The following is a 21,888-nucleotide window of genomic DNA, read 5'->3' on the forward strand; positions in this document are numbered from 1 at the left end:
CATCACTAGATGAGGGGCTAATCAATAAAGCTGCAGCGACAATTACCATAAAAAAATATAGAGAACAGATAATGATTACATCAGGCGCATTAAAGAGCCAAATTGACAAACTATGGGAAGAGTTTTGGACGGGTGGGATCACCAACCCGCTAACCGTAGTTGAGCAAATTACCTATTTAATGTACGCCCGCATGCTAGACATGAACGAGCGTAACGACGAAAAACGCAGCGCACGAACGGGCAGGCCATTTAATCGCCGTTTTGCAGACGATAAACAGCATATACGTTGGGAAAACTTCCGTCATCTTGGCGCAGAAAAGTTATACCCACTCGTTAAAGACGAACTCTTTCCGTATTTCAAAGAACTCACGTCTGATGACACGCTGTTTGCAGACTTTATGAAAGATGCGCAGCTAATGATCCAAAAACAATCGCTATTGGTGAAAGCGGTCGAATTGGTGAGTGAACTGCCACTAGAAAACAAAGATGTAAAAGGTGACTTGTACGAATACTTGCTGTCTAAACTGACCACCGCAGGGATCAACGGCCAATTCCGCACGCCGCGTCATATTATTCGCGCGATGATAGAAATGCTTGATGTAGAAGAGACGCACCGAGTTTGTGACCCAGCCTGTGGTACCGGTGGCTTCTTGTCTTCGACCTACGAATACCTGCTAGAGAAGTATTCGTCACCTGAAGGTGTAGAGAAAGAGCAAGCCTTTAACACTGAAGGTAAGCCAGTTTTAGATGTGTATGGCAACCCTGTGTTTAATCACTTATACGCAGGAGATTTGCTAGAAAACCGTGCTCATATTGATTACGACATGTTCCACGGCTTTGATTTTGACTCTACCATGCTTCGCGTAGCAGCAATGAACTTGGTGATGCATGGTGTTAAACAGCCCGACATTCATTACCAAGACACCCTAAGCCAAAGCTTCATAGAGCGTTATCCTGATGAGGCGAAAAACGGTTTTGATATCATTCTAGCGAACCCGCCGTTTAAAGGCAGCTTAGATGAAGAAGATGTCGACCCAGCGATTCTAAAAGTGGTTAAAACCAAAAAGACTGAACTGCTGTTTGTGGCACTGATCCAACGTATGCTGAAAGTCGGTGGCCGCACTGCCACCATCGTCCCTGATGGGGTGTTATTTGGTAGCTCTAAAGCGCACCAAACTCTACGTAAACACCTAGTGGAAGATAACCAGTTGGAAGCGGTGATCTCACTACCAAGTGGTGTATTTAAGCCATACGCGGGCGTTTCAACAGCTATCTTGATTTTCACCAAAGGTGGCAGTACAAATAACGTTTGGTTCTATGATGTGCAAGCTGATGGTAAATCGCTCGATGATAAGCGTACGCCAATCAAAGACAACGATCTGCCAGATTTGGTTAAGCAGTACAAAGCCTATCAAGCGGCGGTAGCTGAAGGTCAGTCAACTGCGCAGTGGTCAGACAAAACACAAAAAGCCTTCTTGGTAGCGAAAGATGACATCAAGTCGAACAAATATGATCTATCAATCAACCGCTATAAAGAAGTGGTGTATGAGAAAGAAAGCTATGAAGAACCAAAAGTGATTCTAGGCAAACTCAAAGCGTTAGAGAATGAGATTTTGGCTGACTTAAATGAGTTGGAGTCGATGCTATGAGTTGGCCGATGGTGGCAATAAAAAGTGTTGCTAAAGTAACAACAGGAAAAACTCCTTCGAAAAAGGTTGAGTCTTACTTTGGCGGTGATATTCCGTTTATTACGCCTGCTGAACTTGGTGAAAATCAATTTGTTAAAACAGCAAACCAAACGTTAACTGAAGAGGGAGCAACCAAAACTAAATTGGTACCAGAAAATTCAGTTTTGGTTTGCTGTATTGGGTCTCTAGGAAAGTTGGCGATAGCTACTCAGGAATTAGCAACGAATCAGCAGATAAACAGTGTAAGTTTTGATTCATCCAAAGTGCACTTCAAATACGGCTATTATGCTTTACAGCGATTGAAACCTATATTGGAGTCAATGGCTCCTGCGACAACTGTTGCGATTGTGAACAAGTCAAACTTTGAGGCTTTAGAAATCCCACTTCCACCACTAGACGAACAAAAACGCATTGCTGCCATTTTGGATAAGGCCGATACAATTCGCCAGAAACGCAAGCAAGCCATTGAACTTGCTGACGAGTTTTTACGCAGCGTGTTTTTGGATATGTTTGGTGATCCCACACATTGGAATGTCGAAACAGATACTAGAGGTTGGCAACGAAAGCAAATTAAGATGGTCAGTCCTTTAAAAAGAGGATATGACCTACCAACCAACAGCCGTAATAGCGGTAATATACCCATTTACGCAGCAAACGGTGTTAATGGTTTCCATAATGTATCAAAAGTAAAAGGGCCAGGGGTTATAACTGGTCGCAGCGGTACTATAGGTAAAGTAGTGTATACAGAAGATGACTTTTGGCCTTTAAATACAGCTTTGTATGTGACCGATTTTTTCGATAATAGTCCGAAGTATATAGAATGGTTTCTAAGGTTTTTTAGATTGGATAGATACTCACAAGGTGCAGGGGTTCCAACATTGAACAGAAATCTATTTTTGGAGGAGTTTACTCTTGTCCCACCGATAGAGTTACAAAACAAGTTCGTGAATATCTGCAATTTTTTATCCACTACTCAAGCAACGATGAGTAATGAATATTTCTACGATCAGTTTATGTCACTTTCCCAAAAAGCCTTCTCAGGCCAACTATAAATTTCAGAGGTATCTTCGGATGCCTCTTTTTTTAATCAAAGGTTAGGTAAAATGAAAATAACATCACTTACAGTTGGTGGGTTCAAAGGCATTAAAAACAAAGCCACGATTCCATTAGCGCCCATCACGTTGTTCTTTGGCGCGAACAGCACAGGCAAAAGCACAGTATTACATGCATTGTTGTATCTGTATGAAGTAGTGACCAAACGTAATTTCGATGCGCAATACAGTTCAATCGCTGGGGAGTCACTCTACTTTGGCGGTTTTCACAATATCGTACATGGTAAGGATTTAAATGGCGTTATCACCCTAGGTGCAACACTAGACTTTAGAGATGGTGCTGCGGATATTTGGGATGATTATTTATCGGAGTCCGAGCGTTGGTTACTAGAGAGTACATTATTCTTTACGCCAGAATCAGATACTGACGTTTTATCTTTCGAGTTAGATATTAGATGGGATCATACAAAAAACCGTGCGTTCATTAGCCGGTATTTATGTAAAAGCCACGGCATTGAGTATTTCAAAACAACAGCTCAATCAGGTCGACCAGATTGCCAAATTAATCACTATCAACCATTGCCACATTGGGAAGTAGATGAATCATTTGAAGTCGAAAATCTCTTCGATTCTGGTCAGTGGGAAGATGTTTCCATCAATAGCCAAGATGCGTTGCCTAACATCTACAAGAGGCTTGACCTATCAGAACCTCCGTTCGAGTGGTCTGATGTTTTCGAAAGTCATCCGTTAGCTGCCCAGTTGTTTGCTGAAGCTTCACTCTCTCAAGCAGCGTTTGCACCACTAAAACTATTAGTGAAAAAACTTGAAGACTTGCTTCACATTGGGCCGCTACGTATTGTGCCAGCGCGAGCAACCGTCTTGAACAAGAATACGAATACTCAGCGTTGGTATGACGGCACAGCTGGCTGGGAGACTTTCGCCTTTTCGAGTGAAAGGGTAAAAAACAAAACTAATGAAAAGTTTATTAGTAGCCAGTTCTTTGGCACTAATTACTGCTTTGAGTCTCCAGCTTACGGTGAAGCTAGTTTGAGTGAAAAGTCAGTCATCCTTAAAGACTCTCATACTGACATCCCTTTAGTGCCGTCAAGCGTTGGTGTTGGCGTATCGCAAGTCTTCCCATTCGTAGTTGCTACCTCACTTGAACAAGATCTTATCGTATCGTGCGAGCAACCCGAACTGCATATTCACCCGAAATGGCAGTTAGCTTTAGGAGACATGATGCTAGAGGCAACTAAGAAAAATTCTGACCGTATGTTCTTGGTTGAAACTCACAGCGAACATTTGCTATTGAGGTTGTTAAAGCGTCGCCGCCAAACCGCAGATGAAGAGATCGAATACGAACCGTTTGGTTGTAAGAAAAGTGATGTACAGATAGTTTTCTGCGAGCAATCCGAGGGTAAAACTCGTTTAATTCCAATCAAAACAACTGACGAGGGTGAGTTTGATGCACCGTGGCCAAATGGCTTCTTTGAAGAAAGAAGGGAGGAGCTGTTCTGATGTTGCATTTGGAGTTTGCGGTAGCGCCTAGTCAAATTAATTCTTTAATGGATCTTGTGATACTGGAAGCAAGAATGGGCTACGAGAAAGGAGCGGTGTTATCGCGTTTTCCCAAAGCCTGGTTTAGAGAGGTCTCTCAGCAGCTTAATGCTGAACTTGATGGAACCAGACTAGACAGAGCAACTGAAAAGCTCAGAGCTTTACAATCAAGCAAGCTAGTTTCATTTGGAAGGTCGTTTGACGGAGAAGGTTGGGTTGAAGCTGCTAGAAATAGCCACGATGCTAAGTTATTCCATCGGTTGGTTGAAGACTCCTTCAATGATCGGCCTGTATTTGTTCCATCACTTTTAGATTTGGAGGAAGCAGACTTTGCGTATATATCTCTTTACACGCGTGAAGCCAAGTCTTTAGCAAGTGCAGCCGCCGGTCTTCTCTTTGGTGCAGAAAAGGTAACAATCTACGATCCATATATTTGCGCAACTAAAGCTGGTAGCCGCAAGACACTATTGGAATTGATGAAGCTATGTGAGAAAGATGATGTAGAGTTTCACGTCTTTTCGGAAGAAGATAGAAAACCTGCTTGGGAGCTAACAGAACAAGCTCTCGTTGAGTTTAAGGAAGCTATGCCTGAAAACATTAAGCTGTATTGGTATTGCGCCGATGATAAAGATTCGGGATTTTTGCACTCTCGAGGTTTATTTACAGCGAAAGGGGGGCTGATTTACGACAGAGGATTCTCAGAGCCGGGCGATGTAGATCAGACTCAAGAGTTGACTGAGATTACACCGATGCCAATTGATTTGCTACAAGCAAAAGCTAGCTCTTATAACGCCTCTCTTCAATATGAAGATTTTGAACTTGTTAGAGGTGTGTGGTCTTCTCATCCTTGATTAGCAATTGGAGTTTGCAACTTGATACGATACACGTGGCAGGATTATTTGGCTGTTAATTTGTTTACATATGGTAAATATTATTACCATATAAAATTGTGATAGTTTGCAAAGATTCAATTAAATCATGATGTTAGCGTTTGGCATGCTTGTTGATTGCATTGTTGTATCAACATTTACGAATCGAGGTGCCATCGAATATGACAGACGCTAATTCTACTACTTTAACAATTCCATCATTTTCTTTTCCGGATATCCAAGTATCTGGAAATAGAGTCGAGAGGTTCGGACGTCACTCGTTTAGACTCTCTGCATCAATAGCTACTACAGATAACGCTGATATCGTTGTCTGTACGTCGCAAATTAGAGGTGATTTTTCTCAGTTTTATATTGTAAAAAGTAAGCGCGTTTGTACTTCACACCTTGAAGGTTACCCCGTTTTATACACACTAAAACCTTCGAGTTTTAAGGCGCTGGTCGTTGAATCTGAACTTCGGTGGCTAAAGAATCCGTTGACGACATTGAACGATTTGAAACCTTCGCAAATTGCTAAATCTTGGCAGAATCAGTTCATGTTTAAGGCTGAGGACGCAGAGTCGGGGGCCTTAGGATTGCGAACACCACAGATCGGCGCTCTTCACGCAATCTCTGCTGAATTTTCAAGGTCAGCGAATATTGAGCCTAGTACAGTTGTCCTGCCGACTGGAACCGGCAAAACAGAGACTATGTTGGCGACAACGATCTACCACCGCTGCGACAAAGTTCTGGTGTTGGTCCCTTCAAATTCGTTACGCGATCAAGTCGGCGACAAGTTTAAAACTCTTGGTTGCTTAGCTGAGCTTGGTGTTGTCCCCGAACAAATTCTTCACCCTGCTGTAGTGAAGATCAAAAAGGGCATTAAGACTGTAGAAGAGGCGCAGAAGCTGCTCGACAGTGCTAATGTGCTCGTTGCAACACCTCAGATACTGAAATCACGTTTTTCCAATTCAGGTGTACTCGAAACAATCTGCAACGCTTGTAGCCATCTGTTTGTCGACGAAGCTCATCATATTTCAGCTAATACGTGGAATGGAATAAAAGAGCAATTTGTTGGAAAAAGAGTTGTTCAGTTTACCGCTACGCCTTTCCGTAATGATACTCAAAGTTTGGGTGCCAAAATCATCTACAACTACACCATGGGTGAAGCTCAAAATGCAGGCTATTTTACTAACGTACAGCTCGAACCAGTAGAAGAATACTTTCAAGACTCCATGGATCTCGCTATCGCAGATAAAGCAATCAAGTTGCTACAGCATGATATGGATTCAGGGCTTGATCACTTAATGATGGCTAGGGTGAAAACTAAAGAAAGAGCGAAAGAGGTCTTTAATCTATATCAGAAATTAGCGCCAGAGCTTAAACCAGTATTGGTTCATTCTGACCTTTCTAAAACGGAACAAAATAAGCGCCTTGCCTATCTGCGAGCACGAGAAGCTAAAGTGGTAGTATGCGTCGATATGCTAGGTGAAGGATACGATTTACCAAACTTAAAAATTGCCGCTATTCATGACCATCATAAAAGTTTGGCGATAACGTTACAGTTCATCGGGCGGTTTACTCGTGTATCTCACAAAGAAACACTCGGTTCTGCAAGCGTTGTTGTGAATATAGCTGACCCTGGTGTTGAAGGTGCATTGCAGAAGTTATACGCACTTGGTGCCGATTGGGATGAAGTATTAAGACGCTTGTCTGAGAACCAAATTGAACGGGAAGTGCGATTGCAAGAGGTTGTTGACTCTCTCAAAGGGCATGGGGACTTACACGAACAACTTTCGCTCTGGAACTTGCGACCATCTTGTTCAGCTATGTTATTCAACACAGATTGTGATAAATGGACCCCTGAGAAGTTCACGGATATAAAATTCAGTCATGATGAAATGTGGCATTCAATTTCAGCCGAGGAAAATATTTTGGTGTTGTTGGCTGTAGCCAGCACGTCTGTGAAATGGGGTCACTTTAAAGATGTTAAAGACATCAACTACAAAATACTGATAGCTCATTGGGATAATGAACGTAACGCTTTACTCATTTATTCAAATGATTATAAGGGGTTTAAAGTAGAAATCTTGGCTGAAAAATTATGTGGTGAGTCGACTTATGTTATGTCAGGAAAACAGATTTTTAATGTTCTCAATAACATCGAATATCCACTGGTGAATAATCTTGGTTCTGCTCAAAATGGAGCGATCAGCTTTACGCAATTTTTTGGACCAAACGTTACCGAGGGGCTAAGCGCAGTTGAAAAATCTGCGTCAACTCTTAGCAATATTGCGGCCATGGGGTACGAGGATGGCAACAAAGTATTGTGGGGCTGTTCTGAGCGTAAAGGTAAAGTTTGGTCTCCCAAAGCGGGTTCAATCGCCGATTGGTTACTCTGGGCAAAAGCAGCGTGGGATAAAGTAGTAGAGGGTGGTAATGATGATACAAACATTACACGTGACTTCTTGAGACCTCAGAAAATAGACAACCCTCATCCTTATATGCCGATATCAATTCAATGGGGTGAGCAACTTCAAGTCCGTAATGAAGAAGGCGTCAAAATCTACTTTGGTCCATCTTCATTCTACTTGTATGAAGTCGATTTAAAAGTGACAAGGGATGAACAAACCAAAGAGCCCATTCTGGTTTTTGAGTCCTTTCAAACTACATCAAAATACAAATTGCTGATCGACCAAGAACTGACTAAAGGCTATGACTATCAATTGTTAGAAGGTGAGCCGATCTCCATTCAAGTAGGAAACTCTGAACCTAGAACGCTCATAGAGGAGATGTACCACGATCCGATATTCGTCTATTACGCTGATGGTTCATTTTCTTATAACTGTTACTGGGTTGAGGTGAAGGACAATATAGGTAGTTATTCTCCTGACTCTTTGCATTCCGTCGAATGGACTGTAGACATAACGAAAGAGTCAATGGGTACGAACTTAAATATTGATACAGTACAGCACCAAACTTGGCAGCTTATCGACTCAGAGTACGACATCATCATCAATGATGATGACCATGGAGAAGCTGCTGATTTAGTGGCGATTAAATCTCTACCAGACAAGATAATTCTAAGCCTATACCACTGCAAATACTCTCATGGTAGTGAACCAGGAAGACGACTAAGTGATCTTTATGAAGTCTGCGGGCAAGCTCAACGTTCTGTGCGTTGGAAGCATGTTGGTCTTCCTTATTTATACAAACATATTCAAAAGCGTGAGGGAGCTTGGAAAGGGCGAGGTCAAAGCCGTTTTTTGAAAGGCAATATGGCTCAGTTGGAGAGCATAAAGAATCGCTCGCGTACCACTCCTATCGAGTTTCAGGTCGCAGTGGTGCAACCGGGTGTGAGTAAAGAGCAAATTACAGAAGAAATGCTCAAATTACTTGGAACAACAGAACTTTTCATAAAGAAAACAACATTAGCTGACTTACGCGTGTGGTGCTCGGAGTAAATCCGCTCCCAAGTCTACGCGAAAGATTTAAATAGAAGGAATTTATTGTGACAACGACAGTATGTACAACAACGATGAACAGAAAAGACAAACTACAAACGCTAATGGCTCAGATGAGTGATGGATTATTAGAAAGGGAGCATCAAGTTCGACTAATGATGCTAGCCGCACTTTCCGGTGAGCATGTCTTACTCGTTGGACCTCCAGGAACGGCTAAAAGTGAATTGGCAAAGCGACTGAAAAGTGTCTTTGTTGAGGCTAATTACTTTGAACGATTAGTGACACGTTTTTCTGTTCCAGAAGAGCTGTTTGGGCCGCTTTCGATCAAAGCGTTGGAAGAGGATCGTTATAACCGGCTTACTAGTGGGTACCTGCCTGAAGCATCTGTGGCGTTTATCGATGAAATCTTTAAAGCAAACAGTGCAATCTTAAACAGTCTTCTAACTTTGCTGAACGAACGCCAGTTTGATAACGGCAATCGAAGAGTCAATGTTCCTTTAATCTCTGTTGTAGCAGCAAGTAACGAGTTACCGGAAGGCGAAGAGCTCAGCGCTTTATACGATAGATTCATTCTGCGTTCTTATGTGTCGCCTGTGTCTACGGAGTCGTTTGACGCATTACTTTGTGGGGCATTAGAGGGGTTCGACCCAGAACTCAATGTACGTTTGAAGGTAGAAGATCTAAATGAGGTACAGCGCCTAGCTGAGAAAGTTGAGTTGACTTTAGCAACGATAGAAGCGTGTAAAGAATTTCGTAATTACTTAATGTCACAAGAGATTTACGTATCTGATCGCCGTTGGCGTAAGCTGGTGAAATTAATGAAAGTGTCAGCTTTCACTTCAGGCTTTAATGAAACCAGTATTTACGACACTTGGATTCTTCCACATTGTTTATGGGAACAACCAGAGCAATTTGAAGGCCTGCAAGAGCTTTATAAACGATTGGTGACTGTTGATGGGAAAACACCACCATCACGCCTATTACAACTTATGAGTGTATGGGAGAGTCGGTTAGCAGAAGAAAACAGCCCGCATAAAAAAGACGCTCAAGGAAAACTACTCTATATCGATTGTGATGGTAATGAAACAATTAAGAAGTCTAGTGAACGTCAAGCGAAGGATAGAAATGGCAATTTACTTTATAAGGACTATAACGGAGATAAGACGACGAATAGAAATTACAGGAGTGAACCATGGATGGAAAAAGTAGAGAACGATCCATTAATTGGTAGTGTGAGGTTTTCCAAGGCTCATATCGAGAGCCGAATATCAAGCGTTCGAGAAATAGTAAGTAACATCGATCAATATATTGGTACTGTGAAGCAAGAATTGCATATTGTTGAACAATACTTCAATAACCACCTTTGGTTAGATTGCAATTTGTTACCAGAAATCGTCGACTCACTCAATGAGTCACTAAAACAAGCTGAAAAGCTATCAAATAGAGCGAATAAACTTATTGATGGGTTTAGTCGTCTGCCGTTGGAGAAAGACCCAACCATAGAGATTGCAGAGCTAGTGTCTTCTGATGATCCAGTGGAAGGAGAGCTGTGTGATTAGAGAAAAGTATCAAATTACCTCTCCGTTATTGAACTTGGATAGCCCATTAACGTGCCTCGATAATGTGCCGGAGAAATATCTTCCGGCTGTTATTACAAATACTAATGGTGAGTTAGTAGCGCGGTGCGAATCATTAGTTAACTCCAGAAATGAACTTCTACAAGGAGAAAGTCCAGCAAGTCTATTTCCCTTAACACCACAGCCACTCACCAATGCGATTTGCAAAGAGGTAGAAGAGTCTGGATTAAGCCAATATTGCACACAGAATGAAGAGGTCACTGATGCCTTGCTATCTGACATTCTCACGGCAATAGACCAGCTTCAATCTAAGGCATTGCCTATGATAAGTGACCTGATTAAGCAGCTAGAAGATGAAGCGTTAAATCAAATCAAGCAAGCTTTAGAGAAGAGAAAGAACAAGCGCAAACAAACTAAACCTATTTCTCTCACTAATGCGCAGCAAACAAGAATTGCCGAAACAGCCTCGGAGGAGATCTGGCAGCAACTGATCTCTGAACGGGATGTTGGTGGCATCTTGCCTGTTATATGGCAAGAGAGGCTAACTGTATGGGCTCAATTAGAAGAGGTATTTACTGAACTTGGGTTGATTACTGGTTTAGGCTTTGACTTATCAAAAGGCGTTTTTCAAAGCCATGGTTGGCTAGATATGACGCGATTAAATAAGTTAGTTAAAAAGCTCCCAAAGTTACAAAATTTGATTCGAGACTTAGGACGCGATGAGCAAGTAGAAGGCTCAGTACTCGAAGACATCGTAATCAAAATGAGTGTCGCTTCTAGGCATGAGAAGTATGTAACGACACCTCTTGTTCCTATGGAAACTAAAGGCATTGCTCGCTCAGATTCGATCTCTAGAATGTTGCCCCAAGAAGCCTCACTGTTAACTAACCCTGTGCTTAAAAAACTATGGCACGCCAAGCGAGCGGAGCATGCTTTACTTTCTTACTCAGTAGAAGGAACTGAGGTTTTGGAAACAGAAGAGGTAATTGAGCAAGAGTCCATTAGAGAAAAACAGGGCAATAGACGCAATAAAAAACGAGGTCCGATGGTGATTTGCTTGGATACATCAGGCTCAATGAAGGGATTACCAGAAAACATTGCCAAAGCAACCGTTTTGGAATGTTTGAAAGTAGCCTATAAAGAAAAACGGCGTTGCTACGTTTATCTGTTTGGAAGTCAGAAAGAAGTCAGTGAACTTGATCTAACGTTAGATGCTTCAGGGTTTAATGACTTGCTTAACTTCCTTACGATGTCTTTTGGTGGCGGCACTGATGCTGAGGGACCTCTCAACAAAGCGCTGGAAAAGTGTGATTCAGAAGATTGGCATAAAGCCGATGTTTTGTTAGTGAGTGATGGTGAGTTCCCAGTGACTTCGGGGTTAAGTCGGAAAATTAGCAACCGAAGAGAGAAGCAGGGCCTACAGGTACACGGTATACAAATCGGTAATTCTCACTACACATCAATGAGCAAAATTTGTGACCCAATGCACTACACCTCAGAGTGGATTGATTTAAAACGTTAGCCGCTTGTTGGAGGTGTGAACATGCACTCAGTGTGATTAGTAATCAAGAGTCATTAGCTTATTGAAGTAACTCAACTTTATTGAGCCTAGTTATCATGATTTAAGTCTAAATATGGTAAATTCAACCTTATTCATATCATCATGATAACTAGGAAAAATGATGTCAGAAGCGAAAGCCAATTTTGAGTACGCGATCTCAGACGCAGAGCAATTATTAGAGTGTTACGATCAGTTAAACGGATGTAACTCCAAGTCCCAACCTCCAGAGGTACTTAAGAGAGCAACTCTGATAATGACTCTCACGGCATGGGAAACCTATGTAGAAGACATAGCAAAAGAACTTGTTGATGCCAAATATGGGGTAGTTATGGGCTCTCAACTAGGGCAAATTATAGAGAATCGTTTAGAGGAGCAACTTAAGTCTTTTCATAATCCTGGCTCTAGAAAAACGAAAGTATTATTTGAAGAATTTTTCGGTATTGATGTTACTGAAGCTTGGGTTTGGAACAATTTTCAAACCGCTGACGAAGCTAGAGTACAACTCAATAAATGGTTAAAAAAACGAGGAGAGGCAGTTCACCGCGCTCAAACTGATATAACTGAAGCTCACATCGTTAAGCGTGAAGAACTGAACAAGTGTATCCGATTCTTTAGAGAGTTGGTGAACGTGACTGATGCAAGGTTATCGGAACTGTAATGATTAGATCTTTTCTAATCTTAAGGTGGTTCTTTTGATGAGTCTTACTAGCTAGCTGGAAGTAACTTTCTTACTGTTGTAGTTTCGCTGAAATACTCGTTTCACAAAAATATCAATTTATGGTTGTTTTACGCGATATCAAGATATGGTTGTTTTTATTTAAGTGTATGATTTTAAATGATTCATTATTTTCATTTAATGGTTGTTTCAACAGAAATTTCTAATAGTTAAGAGCTGCTAGCTAATAGCGGCTCTTTTTTTTGCGTAAATTGTGTTGTTAAACAAAGAAGTAACAGAACTGGTGGTTTGAAGATCATGCTGTCCAAGTTGATGTTGATAAAGAAACTAGAGAAGAGCATAACGACACGTTTTCGGGGGGAAGTGGTCAAAGCTGGTAACCCCACGAGAGTGGAAGGTGTGGCAAATTTATACTGTACCGATCATCTCAAGTCTTTATGCGAACAAAACCAGCTCGATGGCATCGTATTCTCTTCCGAGTTAACTGACTATTTTAATTGAGTTCTTTTCATCAAAATTTGGTTAGTGGTGAAACTTATAGTTTGCTCGCTGTTGCACCTCGACGCATTTATTGACTTCATTAAGATGAGGGGTGAGGGCGGCGGTTAGCACCTAACCAAACTTTCTCGCCATGCTTTAAGTTATCTCTCTAACTTATCAAGTCACACCTTACTTAGGGGCTTATGGTGACTACTTCTGTATATATCTTTATATTGTTGTTGAGTAGCAACAGTGATTTGATTTAATTGCTATATATCAACATCAGTGCTTTTTCATAACATACCTCTGTTGCAACGGGGAACGTTGTAAACCTCAGAAATCAATGGAGTAAGATATGAAAACTACAAAGTTAATTGCCCTTTCATTAGTTGCTAGTGCTGTTTTAGGTACAACATCTGTAGCAGCAGAAACCTTCTTAGGGGCTGACTATCATGATGGTAAGAATAAAGTTGCTTTCCTTAGTGAAAATGTTCGTATTGCTGGCAATGTGTTTCTACCGCCAAATTATGATAAGAGCAAAAACTATCCAGCATTAGTGGTCATTACGCCAGCTAGCGGTGTGAAAGAGCAAACGGCAGGTATTTATGCCGAAAAAATGGCAAAGAAAGGTTACATTACCTTAGCTTTTGACCATCGTACTTATGGTGAAAGTGGCGGCTATCCACGTGGTATGGAAAATGCGCCAATGAAAGTTGAAGATATCAAAAATGCCATTACATTTTTGAGTCATTTCCCAGGTGTTGACTCTCAGCGTATCGGTGAACTGGGGATCTGTTCAGGTGCTGGTTACAGCTTGCAAGTTGCGATGCAGGATACCCGCTTAGATTCAGTCGCGACAGTTAGCGGTTTTGTTGACTTTACTGACTACGGCATGGGTGGTGCAACACAATATATGGACCAACTTACCGGTGATCCTGTTGAACAATATCGCCAACAAATTCAAATGGCTAGTGATGCGCGCCAGAAGTATTACGAAACCGGCGAGGTTGTGCTTGTTGATGGAATCCCATCGGCAGAAAAAGCCAAATCGATGAATGAGTTTTGGGTGCGTGCTGCAGATTACTATCGTAACCCTGCACGTGGCGGTGGCGCGGAAAACTACTCACCTATGCGCGCTGCAATGTCACTAGATACGCGCTATGCCTATAATCCATCAGAAAACATGGCATTACTGGGAGATACACCTTTCTTAGCCATTGTTGGTACAGAGGCGCTATCAGCATACTTCAGCGAAGTTGCAGTAAAACGTGGCAAAGATGCTGGTATTGACGCTGAATTGTTTAAGATTGAAGGTGCGCAACATTTCGACTTATATGATCAAACCAAGTATGTTGATCAAGCTGTCATTAAGCTTGATAAGTTCTTCTCAACAACGTTGCTATAACTTACTTGATGCTTTTATAGAGGCGAGGGGACATCACCTTTGTAGATGATCATCAACGAATAAGAGTAAGAGAAGATAGTCTTTAGCAAAAATTAACTCTTTGTTTTTAAGAGATTAAAAAGATTAAGAGCCGCGATGAGCGGCTCTTTTTTATCCTGTTTTTAGAACAGCAGTTTGTACAATACGGTCGCTTTTACTACTGCGCTAAGTCAGCAATAAAAGTCTGTTTTTTGCTTACGCAAGTCTGCAGTTCACCTTTGATCCATTGGTTAAACAAACCAAAGTCAGAATGCACCGGCCAGAAAAGGGAAGCGACAACTCTCTTGCCAAAAAAGTCGGGGTGGTCGGTAATGATCTTTAGCTTATTCTCTTTCATGTTCTTCTCAATAAGAAATTCTGGCAAAAATGCCATGCCTCTTTGAGCTTTGCATAAATCGAGAATCGTGCCTAAATCGTCCAATCTCCACAAGTTATATGAGGCAATGTTCGATAAGTTGAGCAACTCTTCGCATCCATCCATAAGAAGAACACGCTGAGAAGGGTTACTGGTCACTGAGGCTAAATCTTCATGTGCAACCCACCAACAGTTAACGTGAAACAATTCGTCAATGTTAAAGTCGTTGTTTGTTTTGTGGTATGGGTTCCCCAAGGCAAGATCTATTTTTCCCTCGTTGATGTAATTTCCCAAAATAAAACTTGGCTTGGTGACTACTACCAAATCGACATTTGGAAAGGCTTCCGAGAAATCCAACAGTGTTTTTTTTACATCTTTATTGAATACCAATGGATCGATCCCGACACGGTAAACAATTTGTTCTGAAATATTCATTTGTATCGCTGTTGTAATCAATTCTCGGTACCTTGATACAACGGGTGCGGATAAATGAAATAGACGCTTCCCTTTCTCAGTCAACCAGACTTTTGAATTTTGCCTATTAAATAAATTGAAGCCTAAGTCTGACTCAAGATTCTGAACAGCAGTGCTAACAGTAGATTGGGATTTTCCAAGCTTACGAGCAGCGGAGCTAAATGAACCTTCCTCAACTACAGCTACGAACGAAACAATATTTTCGAATTGTAGTTTCATGATTCGACCAACCTTTTAAAAGCAAGCAAATTATAGGTTTTTGATTTGTAATTTGTATATTTGCAACACAATAGCGTGATGAAACTCGTATTTCAACTCGTTTTATAAAGCAAAATTAATTATTGGTGCTAAATTCAACGTAAGTATATTCCTACATTGCATAAACAATCATCACATTTATCTATCTTTTTGATAAAAATAATTTTTGAAAATAATAAAGTAATGACTCTATTGATGATCTATGTCTCACCGTGTGAATTAATTACCTTATAGCGAGTATTGTAAAGAATACTCGATATATGTCTGTAAGCTATTGTAATTTAAGTGCTTGTTGGTTCTTTATGATTTTTTCAGCATAACTTGATGTGCCGGTCTTTGCCAAATCTATCGATTCTATCGATAGGGGCTATTTTTCCATACCTTTTGGTATTCAATAGAATGGCAAAGCTTTTGTAAATCAACTTCATAGGAACTAAACATGATTACTAAACTGTACGTAAAAACAAGCCTGTTTTTGTCACAATTTAAAAACGACGAGCGCGGTGTAACTGCAATCGAATACGGTCTAATTGCTGTTGCAATGGCTGTATTAGTAACTACAGCAGTAGGCTCAGACGGTTTCATCGGCAAGCTAGAAGGTGCATTCGCTCAAGTTGCGACTGCTATCGATACTGCGAGCAAATAAGCCAAGTAATTACCTTACTGGTTTATGTAGATAATATCGCTAGATATTTGTGCCAGACCTCTGTTTTCATTGGTCTGGCTCAGTTAATTTAGAATATCTAATAAATGTTATTTGAAGCTAATCTCGATAAATTCAGGCAAGAGTCTTAATTTTGAGTCATGAATTGTATTTATTAGTATTGGCAATCGCGTGTTTGTATGTATCTATTACCGATTTTCTTCATCGTAAAATACAAAATAACGCTTTGCTTTTACTCCTCTTGTTGCAGAGTTTTCTTTCACCATTAGATCTTCAGATTACAACCTTTTTGCTGGTGCTAGGGATAGGGTTAATACTTTATGCTCTGATTTGGATTGGAGCTGGTGATATTAAATATGCCGCAGTGTTGTCACTGACAATCCCTCTCAATGACCTACCATGGGCCTATATTATGACGGCGTTTGCTGGTGGTTTTTTAGCGATTATTTATTTAATTACTAGAAAATTAATAAGCAACACGTCGAGTAGCCAAGAAGGCATTCCGTATGGGATAGCAATTAGTGTTGGATTTTATTTAATAATTTTAACTCAAAATACGCCACATATTTAAACCTCCAAGAATGGGCACATTATGAGATCTCGACTGGTTTTACTTGTTGCTATTGTTGCCTTGATCGTAGGCGCGCTTGGCGTTGTCGACTTGTTCAAGAGTCAACCTCAACCCGAAGCTGTCGCTGAAGTGGTCGATAACAAAGATGAACAGCATGTTGCTGTATGGATGACCACCGAAGCTTATGAAAAAGGACATGCGATTAGTGCACAAGGAGTTATCAAACAACAGCTCCCACTTAGTGAAGCACTAACGCTTGGCGTCAGAGAAGACGCACAAATCAGTTTTTCACCATCCGTTTTATTAAACCGAAGCCTAAATCCAGGCGATGTTGTGTTACCAGAGTACCAAGTTTCTCCCGGTCAACCAGGGTATATCGATCTACTGGTAACGGAAGGCATGACCTTGTATCCACTGAAAGTGAGTGATCAGAACTTAATCAAAGATTACATTCGTCCTGGCTCATATATCGACATTCTTACCGTGAGCTCTCCAAACGCTAATCTTGCTGAAAATATGGATAAGCCGAAGCGCTTTCGAGGTGTAAAAGCGTCCATGTTCCTAAAACATGTCAAAGTACTCAATATTGGTGATGGCGAGGGTGAAAACAGCAACATTACCGCTCGAACACCAAATAAAGAAGACGGTATGACGACGGTGGTTATCGAAGTGAAGCCAGATGAGTTGGCAAAGCTAGCGTTGGCTCAACGAACTATGCATATCGAAATTTATCGAAGCCAAACCTATACGCAGCCGGAATACGCGGAAGTACGCAATGTTATCGACAATTATACCGGAATTGAAGAGTTACGCGGTAACGTTAATGATCCTAGAGAGGCTTTGTAATGATGATACACCATCGAATTAAGCAAGTACTGTGCGTCTCCTTTACCTCTCTTTTGATTGGCTTGCTTTCTATAACAAACACTTTTGCTGCTGACCGATCTATCACACTTAATGACGGTCAGCACATTCAATTAAAGATGCCGATTGGAAAGGTGTTTATCAGTAACCCTGATATCGCCGACTACAAAATCATTAATGACAATACGCTAGTGGTTTTTGCCAATGGCATTGGTCAGTCTCGCTTGATTGTCTATGGAACAGACGATGATGTGTTGCTTTCTGACCGCATCATCGTTGATTTGGATCTAAGCGAGGTTAGACGTCAACTCAAGTTCCATTTTCCTGATGCCAAAGTCAAGGTTCAATCGGTGGGCGAGCAAGTCGCAGTGAGTGGTGTTGTTGATTCTGAAGAAACTCGTGATGACATTTATCGCATGGTGGCAACCTTACTCGGACGAGAAAAAACCGAGAAGTGGGAGAAAGTCGAAAAGCTGGAGTTCAAATCTGACTATTCAGATTATGAAGAGCCAGAGAGCATGGTTTTCGCTCGCAATATGACTTGGAAAGGAATCATTGAACGCATTAAGGTTGCAACGACACAACAGGTAAACGTCAAAATCTCAGTCGCTCAAGTTAATGAATCTTTTAGTAAAACAGTTGGGGTCGACTGGAGTTCTATTGGTTCTAAAGCGGGTGAGTTCGTATTTGACCAATTTGATGCGGCAAACCTAAGTACCTTGATCACTGCATTGGGTGACGATCAGGTTGCAGAAGTCTTGGCGGAGCCAAACCTGACGGTACTTTCCGGTGAATCGGCGAGCTTCCTTGTCGGTGGCGAAGTGCCCGTTATTGTGTCGAACAACAACAACGTGAATATTTCGTTTAAAGAGTTTGGTATTAAGCTCGACCTTACAGCGAAAGTACTTAGTCAAGACAAAATCCGAATGCAGCTAGCGCCAGAAGTGAGCGAAGTAGAAAGCTACGTCGAAGCTGCAGGCATTAAAGTGCCACAGTTGTCGTCACGACGTGCAATGACAACCGTTGAACTGGCAGACGGAGACAGCTTCATCCTTGGCGGGTTAATGAGCAGTGCTGATTTAGAGAAAATGCAAAAGATTCCTTTCATTGGAGACATTCCTGTACTTGGTGCTGCATTTCGTAAAGCAACGACAGAAAGAAAGCGAACTGAGTTGATCATCGTGGCAACAGTAAACCTCGTGGAACCAATCAAACCGAAAGATATTCAGCTGCCACACATCAAGAAAACCTCAACGTTAGCGCGTTGGTTGAATATTGATTCTGACGGTAATTCTAACACGTCATCGGATGCGACGATTCGTCTGCTATCTGAAGGAGGGTTTATTCAATGAAGAAGCTAATACTTATTGCTTTATTGACATTGTCACTCTTTGGTTGCGCAACAGAGCGATATTTTGGCGGAAATGGCGCTGAAGCCGTGGTGTATAAAGAGCATCATAGCTTTGAGTTTGCAGTAAAGAATCGTGCAGAAACAGAAAAGCAGATTAAGCAACTGATTCAAAAAATCGAATCGATGGATAAAGAAGCCACTTACGTGATCGATTACAAATCCGCGCGCAGTAAAACGATGTTAAAGAAGACATTTGAGCAGTATCCGTCACACATTATTGCCCCGCAAAGAGTGGAATATCGTTATACGCCAGCTTTACCAAGTGATCTGAATATCCAAGTGACGTTAACGCGTTTGCAAACCCAGCAATGCTCGCCTGCACAGATTCAAGTTCAGTTAGGTGAACCAGACTGTTTTGTTGAATCGATGCGTCTTAAACAAGTGTCCTACAAGTCTAGATTAGTAGGAGAATAATAATGTTTGATTTAACTAAAGCATTAACAACGAAAGCAAAACCGGCACAGTCTTCGACGACAGGTGTTGCTGGATGTACGTTGTTTTATCAATCACAAGAGTGTTTAAACCTTGTTCAAGAAGTGTTTCGATTCGAAGGTTGGAATGACCCAGAATGTGTAAGAGCTAACGCAGGCTTAACCAAGCTGACGGAACAACATAGCAGTCATATTGTTATCCTTGAACTGAACGAATCGAACAACGTCGTTGAAGATGCTAAGTCTTTCGCTAGCAAACTGCCAACACACAAAGGTGTCGTGGTCATTGGTAAAGAAGATGCAATTTCGACGCTTCGTTCCCTCAAAGACATGGGCTTTTACTACGTCTTTTGGCCGGTGAACAAACAAGAGTTCGCAGACTTCTTAAACCATGTTAGTAAGAACTTGAAGACGTTTTCTGGTGTTAGCCAGAAGCGTAAGGCGAAGCGTGTAGCAGTGGTGGGTTCAAAAGGTGGTGTTGGTGCATCATTCATTACTACTGAATTGAGTTCGTTACTATCCACTCAAGGTTCCGATACCATTTTGGTTGATCACCAATACGCAGATACCAACATCGATGTTTTATTGGGATTGAAAGATTTTAAACCGCGCGGTATCGATGAGTTTACTGCTCCCTTGCATGAAATGGATGAAGAGGGAGCACTTAGCTACCTGTTTAACGCACGAAAAAATCTGCGTCTGTTGGCTATCGATGGCGACATGAGTCAAAGCGATATTCTCAACTATAACCAGACGCTCTGTGATCTTTTAGCTCGAAACACGAACTTCATTATTGAAGACTTCTCGGGCGGTGTGGACTTCAAAGTTGAACCTCAACTCTTGGTAGAAAACTTTGATGTAGTTGTGCTGGTTTTGGATGCGTCGGTATCTTCTGTAAGAAGTGCCAAACGACTGTTTGAGAAAATTTCCAATTTACAGCTCACATTATCGTCCCGAACTCGTGTGATTACATTGGTGAATTATCACCGTCCGGAAAACGCGTATGTATTACAACGTCCTGACCTTACCAAATACTTAGGTGCGGATGTTGATCTCGAAGTGGGGTACTGCAAGTCGTTGTCGCACATCATTATTGATGGCAAACGAGGTCATAAGCACGATCGTCATATTAACCGTTCTATGGAACTACTGGTCAAGCTGATTAATGGTCAACCTGTTGATCAAAAAGGCATGGGATCTTGGTTGAAGAGGGTGCGTGCTAAATGAGTTCGAATAAAGACTTATACCTCGCGTTTCGCGGGCAAATATTTGAAGCACTAGATGCTGAAGCGGTTCAGAAAATGAGCCGCCGAGACTTAGAGGCTCAAATCCAAGCCGCTGTTGATCTTCTTGCAAACAGCTACCAACGTCCGATCACTTCGATGATGAAGTCAGGCTTGGTGAAAAGCTTAATTGATGAACTGTTTGGCTTAGGTCCATTGCAGCCTTTGGTTGAAGATCAGTCTATCTCCGACATCATGGTAAATGGACCTAACAACATCTTTTTTGAAAGACACGGTAAAGTCCAAAAGTCAGAGGTGTCTTTTGTCAACGAAGAGCAGTTGTTAGCAATTGCTAAACGCATTGCTTCGCGTGTTGGACGACGTGTTGATGAACTGTCTCCAACGGTTGATGCCAGACTTGAAGATGGCAGCCGTGTGAATATCGTTATCCCACCCATTGCGTTGGATGGGACCTCGATTTCAATACGTAAATTCAGAGAGCAGAACATCGGCTTTGAAGATTTGATTGGTTTTGGTTCTATGTCTCCTGACATGGCGAGAGTGCTGATGATTGCGTCTCGTTGTCGAATGAATGTGCTGATTTCTGGCGGTACGGGCTCAGGTAAGACGACGCTGCTTAACGCATTGTCTCAATACATCGCTGAAGATGAGCGTATTGTCACCATAGAGGATGCGGCGGAATTACGCTTGCAACAACCTAACTTGGTTCGATTGGAAACGCGAACTTCGAGCGTTGAGCAGACTGGGGCGGTGACGCAGCGTGATTTGGTGATTAACGCACTTCGTATGCGTCCAGACCGAATCATTCTTGGTGAGTGTCGTGGCTCTGAAGCGTTTGAAATGTTGCAGGCCATGAACACGGGACACGATGGTTCTATGTCTACACTGCACGCCAACACACCGAGAGATGCGATTGCGCGTGTAGAATCGATGGTCATGATGGCGAACTTAAACCAGCCGCTTGATGCAATTCGAAGAACCATCGTCAGCGCTGTGCAAATGATTGTCCAAGTTAACCGACTGCGCGATGGGTCTCGTAAGATCACCAGTATCTCTGAAATCGTCGGTTTGGAAGGCGATAGTGTGGTGATGGAAGAGATCTACCGTTTCCGTTATGACGATGCACATTTTGGAGAAACCGTTAAAGGTGACTTCGTAACCAGCGGCATCATGCAACGATCTGAGCTTGTAAAGAAAGCCCAATTCTTCGGGCTGTATGACGAGCTGATGGCATCGTTTAAGGGGATATAA

17 protein-coding genes are annotated in these 21,888 nt (G+C 41.8%); 16 read left to right on the plus strand and 1 reads right to left on the minus strand.

Features of this window, described 5'->3' with window-relative positions:
- The first annotated feature begins 71 nt into the window (after positions 1 to 71).
- The 9 genes from QMY49_RS22555 (at position 72) to QMY49_RS22595 (ending at position 14,326) form a co-directional block, all read left to right on the plus strand.
- Positions 72 to 1,649 (plus strand): type I restriction-modification system subunit M, encoded by a 1,578-nt coding sequence (locus QMY49_RS22555; protein ID WP_269992095.1) that lies wholly within the window; start codon positions 72 to 74, stop codon positions 1,647 to 1,649.
- Positions 1,646 to 2,740: a restriction endonuclease subunit S gene (locus QMY49_RS22560; RefSeq protein ID WP_269992094.1), complete on the plus strand. Its 1,095-nt coding sequence runs from the start codon at positions 1,646 to 1,648 to the stop codon at positions 2,738 to 2,740. Before QMY49_RS22555 ends, QMY49_RS22560 begins: the two co-directional genes overlap by 4 nt.
- A gap of 51 nt (positions 2,741 to 2,791) precedes the next feature.
- Positions 2,792 to 4,258, plus strand: coding sequence for a DUF3696 domain-containing protein (locus QMY49_RS22565; RefSeq protein WP_269992092.1), 1,467 nt, complete (start codon positions 2,792 to 2,794; stop codon positions 4,256 to 4,258).
- The gene (locus QMY49_RS22570; protein ID WP_269992090.1) at positions 4,258 to 5,148 is read left to right on the plus strand and encodes a hypothetical protein; all 891 of its coding nucleotides are present in this window, start codon (positions 4,258 to 4,260) and stop codon (positions 5,146 to 5,148) included. The genes QMY49_RS22565 and QMY49_RS22570 overlap by 1 nt, the downstream gene beginning before the upstream one ends.
- Positions 5,149 to 5,348: 200 nt before the next feature.
- Positions 5,349 to 8,627 (plus strand): DEAD/DEAH box helicase, encoded by a 3,279-nt coding sequence (locus QMY49_RS22575; protein ID WP_283314484.1) that lies wholly within the window; start codon positions 5,349 to 5,351, stop codon positions 8,625 to 8,627.
- Between the two features lie 47 nt (positions 8,628 to 8,674).
- Positions 8,675 to 10,186, plus strand: a complete 1,512-nt coding sequence (locus tag QMY49_RS22580; protein WP_283314487.1) for an AAA family ATPase — start codon at positions 8,675 to 8,677, stop codon at positions 10,184 to 10,186.
- On the plus strand, positions 10,179 to 11,726 hold the full coding sequence (locus QMY49_RS22585; protein WP_283314488.1) for a VWA domain-containing protein: 1,548 nt from the start codon (positions 10,179 to 10,181) through the stop codon (positions 11,724 to 11,726). Before QMY49_RS22580 ends, QMY49_RS22585 begins: the two co-directional genes overlap by 8 nt.
- A gap of 157 nt (positions 11,727 to 11,883) precedes the next feature.
- On the plus strand, positions 11,884 to 12,423 hold the full coding sequence (locus QMY49_RS22590) for a HEPN domain-containing protein (protein ID WP_283314491.1): 540 nt from the start codon (positions 11,884 to 11,886) through the stop codon (positions 12,421 to 12,423).
- 853 nt (positions 12,424 to 13,276) lie between these two features.
- On the plus strand, positions 13,277 to 14,326 hold the full coding sequence (locus QMY49_RS22595; RefSeq protein ID WP_005452346.1) for an alpha/beta hydrolase: 1,050 nt from the start codon (positions 13,277 to 13,279) through the stop codon (positions 14,324 to 14,326).
- A gap of 196 nt (positions 14,327 to 14,522) precedes the next feature.
- Here the strand turns inward: QMY49_RS22595 and QMY49_RS22600 are convergent, their stop codons facing one another.
- Positions 14,523 to 15,413 carry a LysR family transcriptional regulator gene (locus QMY49_RS22600; protein WP_005452341.1) on the minus strand — a complete coding sequence of 297 codons (891 nt, stop codon included), beginning with the start codon at positions 15,411 to 15,413 and terminating at the stop codon, positions 14,523 to 14,525.
- 478 nt (positions 15,414 to 15,891) lie between these two features.
- On the opposite strand from QMY49_RS22600, the gene QMY49_RS22605 reads away from it, so the two are divergent.
- The 7 genes from QMY49_RS22605 (at position 15,892) to QMY49_RS22635 (ending at position 21,888) form a co-directional block, all read left to right on the plus strand.
- Positions 15,892 to 16,098: a Flp family type IVb pilin gene (locus tag QMY49_RS22605; RefSeq protein WP_005452340.1), complete on the plus strand. Its 207-nt coding sequence runs from the start codon at positions 15,892 to 15,894 to the stop codon at positions 16,096 to 16,098.
- A 151-nt stretch (positions 16,099 to 16,249) separates the two neighbouring features.
- On the plus strand, positions 16,250 to 16,687 hold the full coding sequence (locus tag QMY49_RS22610; protein ID WP_005452337.1) for an A24 family peptidase: 438 nt from the start codon (positions 16,250 to 16,252) through the stop codon (positions 16,685 to 16,687).
- A gap of 21 nt (positions 16,688 to 16,708) precedes the next feature.
- The gene (gene cpaB, locus QMY49_RS22615) at positions 16,709 to 17,533 is read left to right on the plus strand and encodes a Flp pilus assembly protein CpaB (RefSeq protein ID WP_009697301.1); all 825 of its coding nucleotides are present in this window, start codon (positions 16,709 to 16,711) and stop codon (positions 17,531 to 17,533) included.
- Positions 17,533 to 18,903 carry a type II and III secretion system protein family protein gene (locus tag QMY49_RS22620; RefSeq protein ID WP_005452333.1) on the plus strand — a complete coding sequence of 457 codons (1,371 nt, stop codon included), beginning with the start codon at positions 17,533 to 17,535 and terminating at the stop codon, positions 18,901 to 18,903. Before cpaB ends, QMY49_RS22620 begins: the two co-directional genes overlap by 1 nt.
- Positions 18,900 to 19,376 carry a hypothetical protein gene (locus QMY49_RS22625; protein ID WP_005452331.1) on the plus strand — a complete coding sequence of 159 codons (477 nt, stop codon included), beginning with the start codon at positions 18,900 to 18,902 and terminating at the stop codon, positions 19,374 to 19,376. Before QMY49_RS22620 ends, QMY49_RS22625 begins: the two co-directional genes overlap by 4 nt.
- Positions 19,377 to 19,378: 2 nt before the next feature.
- On the plus strand, positions 19,379 to 20,620 hold the full coding sequence (locus tag QMY49_RS22630; protein WP_009697303.1) for a CpaE/TadZ family protein: 1,242 nt from the start codon (positions 19,379 to 19,381) through the stop codon (positions 20,618 to 20,620).
- Positions 20,617 to 21,888 carry a TadA family conjugal transfer-associated ATPase gene (locus QMY49_RS22635; RefSeq protein WP_005452328.1) on the plus strand — a complete coding sequence of 424 codons (1,272 nt, stop codon included), beginning with the start codon at positions 20,617 to 20,619 and terminating at the stop codon, positions 21,886 to 21,888. Before QMY49_RS22630 ends, QMY49_RS22635 begins: the two co-directional genes overlap by 4 nt.

It is taken from the genome of Vibrio harveyi, assembly GCF_030060435.1.
In the GTDB taxonomy this organism is placed as follows: domain Bacteria; phylum Pseudomonadota; class Gammaproteobacteria; order Enterobacterales; family Vibrionaceae; genus Vibrio; species Vibrio harveyi.

Coding starts and splice junctions, on each gene's coding strand:
- QMY49_RS22590 (WP_283314491.1), top strand. CDS start 11,884: ATGATGTCAGAAGCGAAAGCCAATTTTGAGTACGCGATCTCAGACGCA.
- QMY49_RS22630 (WP_009697303.1), top strand. CDS start 19,379: ATGTTTGATTTAACTAAAGCATTAACAACGAAAGCAAAACCGGCACAG.
- QMY49_RS22575 (WP_283314484.1), top strand. CDS start 5,349: ATGACAGACGCTAATTCTACTACTTTAACAATTCCATCATTTTCTTTT.
- cpaB (WP_009697301.1), top strand. CDS start 16,709: ATGAGATCTCGACTGGTTTTACTTGTTGCTATTGTTGCCTTGATCGTA.
- QMY49_RS22605 (WP_005452340.1), top strand. CDS start 15,892: ATGATTACTAAACTGTACGTAAAAACAAGCCTGTTTTTGTCACAATTT.
- QMY49_RS22570 (WP_269992090.1), top strand. CDS start 4,258: ATGTTGCATTTGGAGTTTGCGGTAGCGCCTAGTCAAATTAATTCTTTA.
- QMY49_RS22635 (WP_005452328.1), top strand. CDS start 20,617: ATGAGTTCGAATAAAGACTTATACCTCGCGTTTCGCGGGCAAATATTT.
- QMY49_RS22595 (WP_005452346.1), top strand. CDS start 13,277: ATGAAAACTACAAAGTTAATTGCCCTTTCATTAGTTGCTAGTGCTGTT.
- QMY49_RS22565 (WP_269992092.1), top strand. CDS start 2,792: ATGAAAATAACATCACTTACAGTTGGTGGGTTCAAAGGCATTAAAAAC.
- QMY49_RS22625 (WP_005452331.1), top strand. CDS start 18,900: ATGAAGAAGCTAATACTTATTGCTTTATTGACATTGTCACTCTTTGGT.
- QMY49_RS22555 (WP_269992095.1), top strand. CDS start 72: ATGATTACATCAGGCGCATTAAAGAGCCAAATTGACAAACTATGGGAA.
- QMY49_RS22620 (WP_005452333.1), top strand. CDS start 17,533: ATGATGATACACCATCGAATTAAGCAAGTACTGTGCGTCTCCTTTACC.
- QMY49_RS22560 (WP_269992094.1), top strand. CDS start 1,646: ATGAGTTGGCCGATGGTGGCAATAAAAAGTGTTGCTAAAGTAACAACA.
- QMY49_RS22600 (WP_005452341.1), bottom strand. CDS start 15,413: ATGAAACTACAATTCGAAAATATTGTTTCGTTCGTAGCTGTAGTTGAG.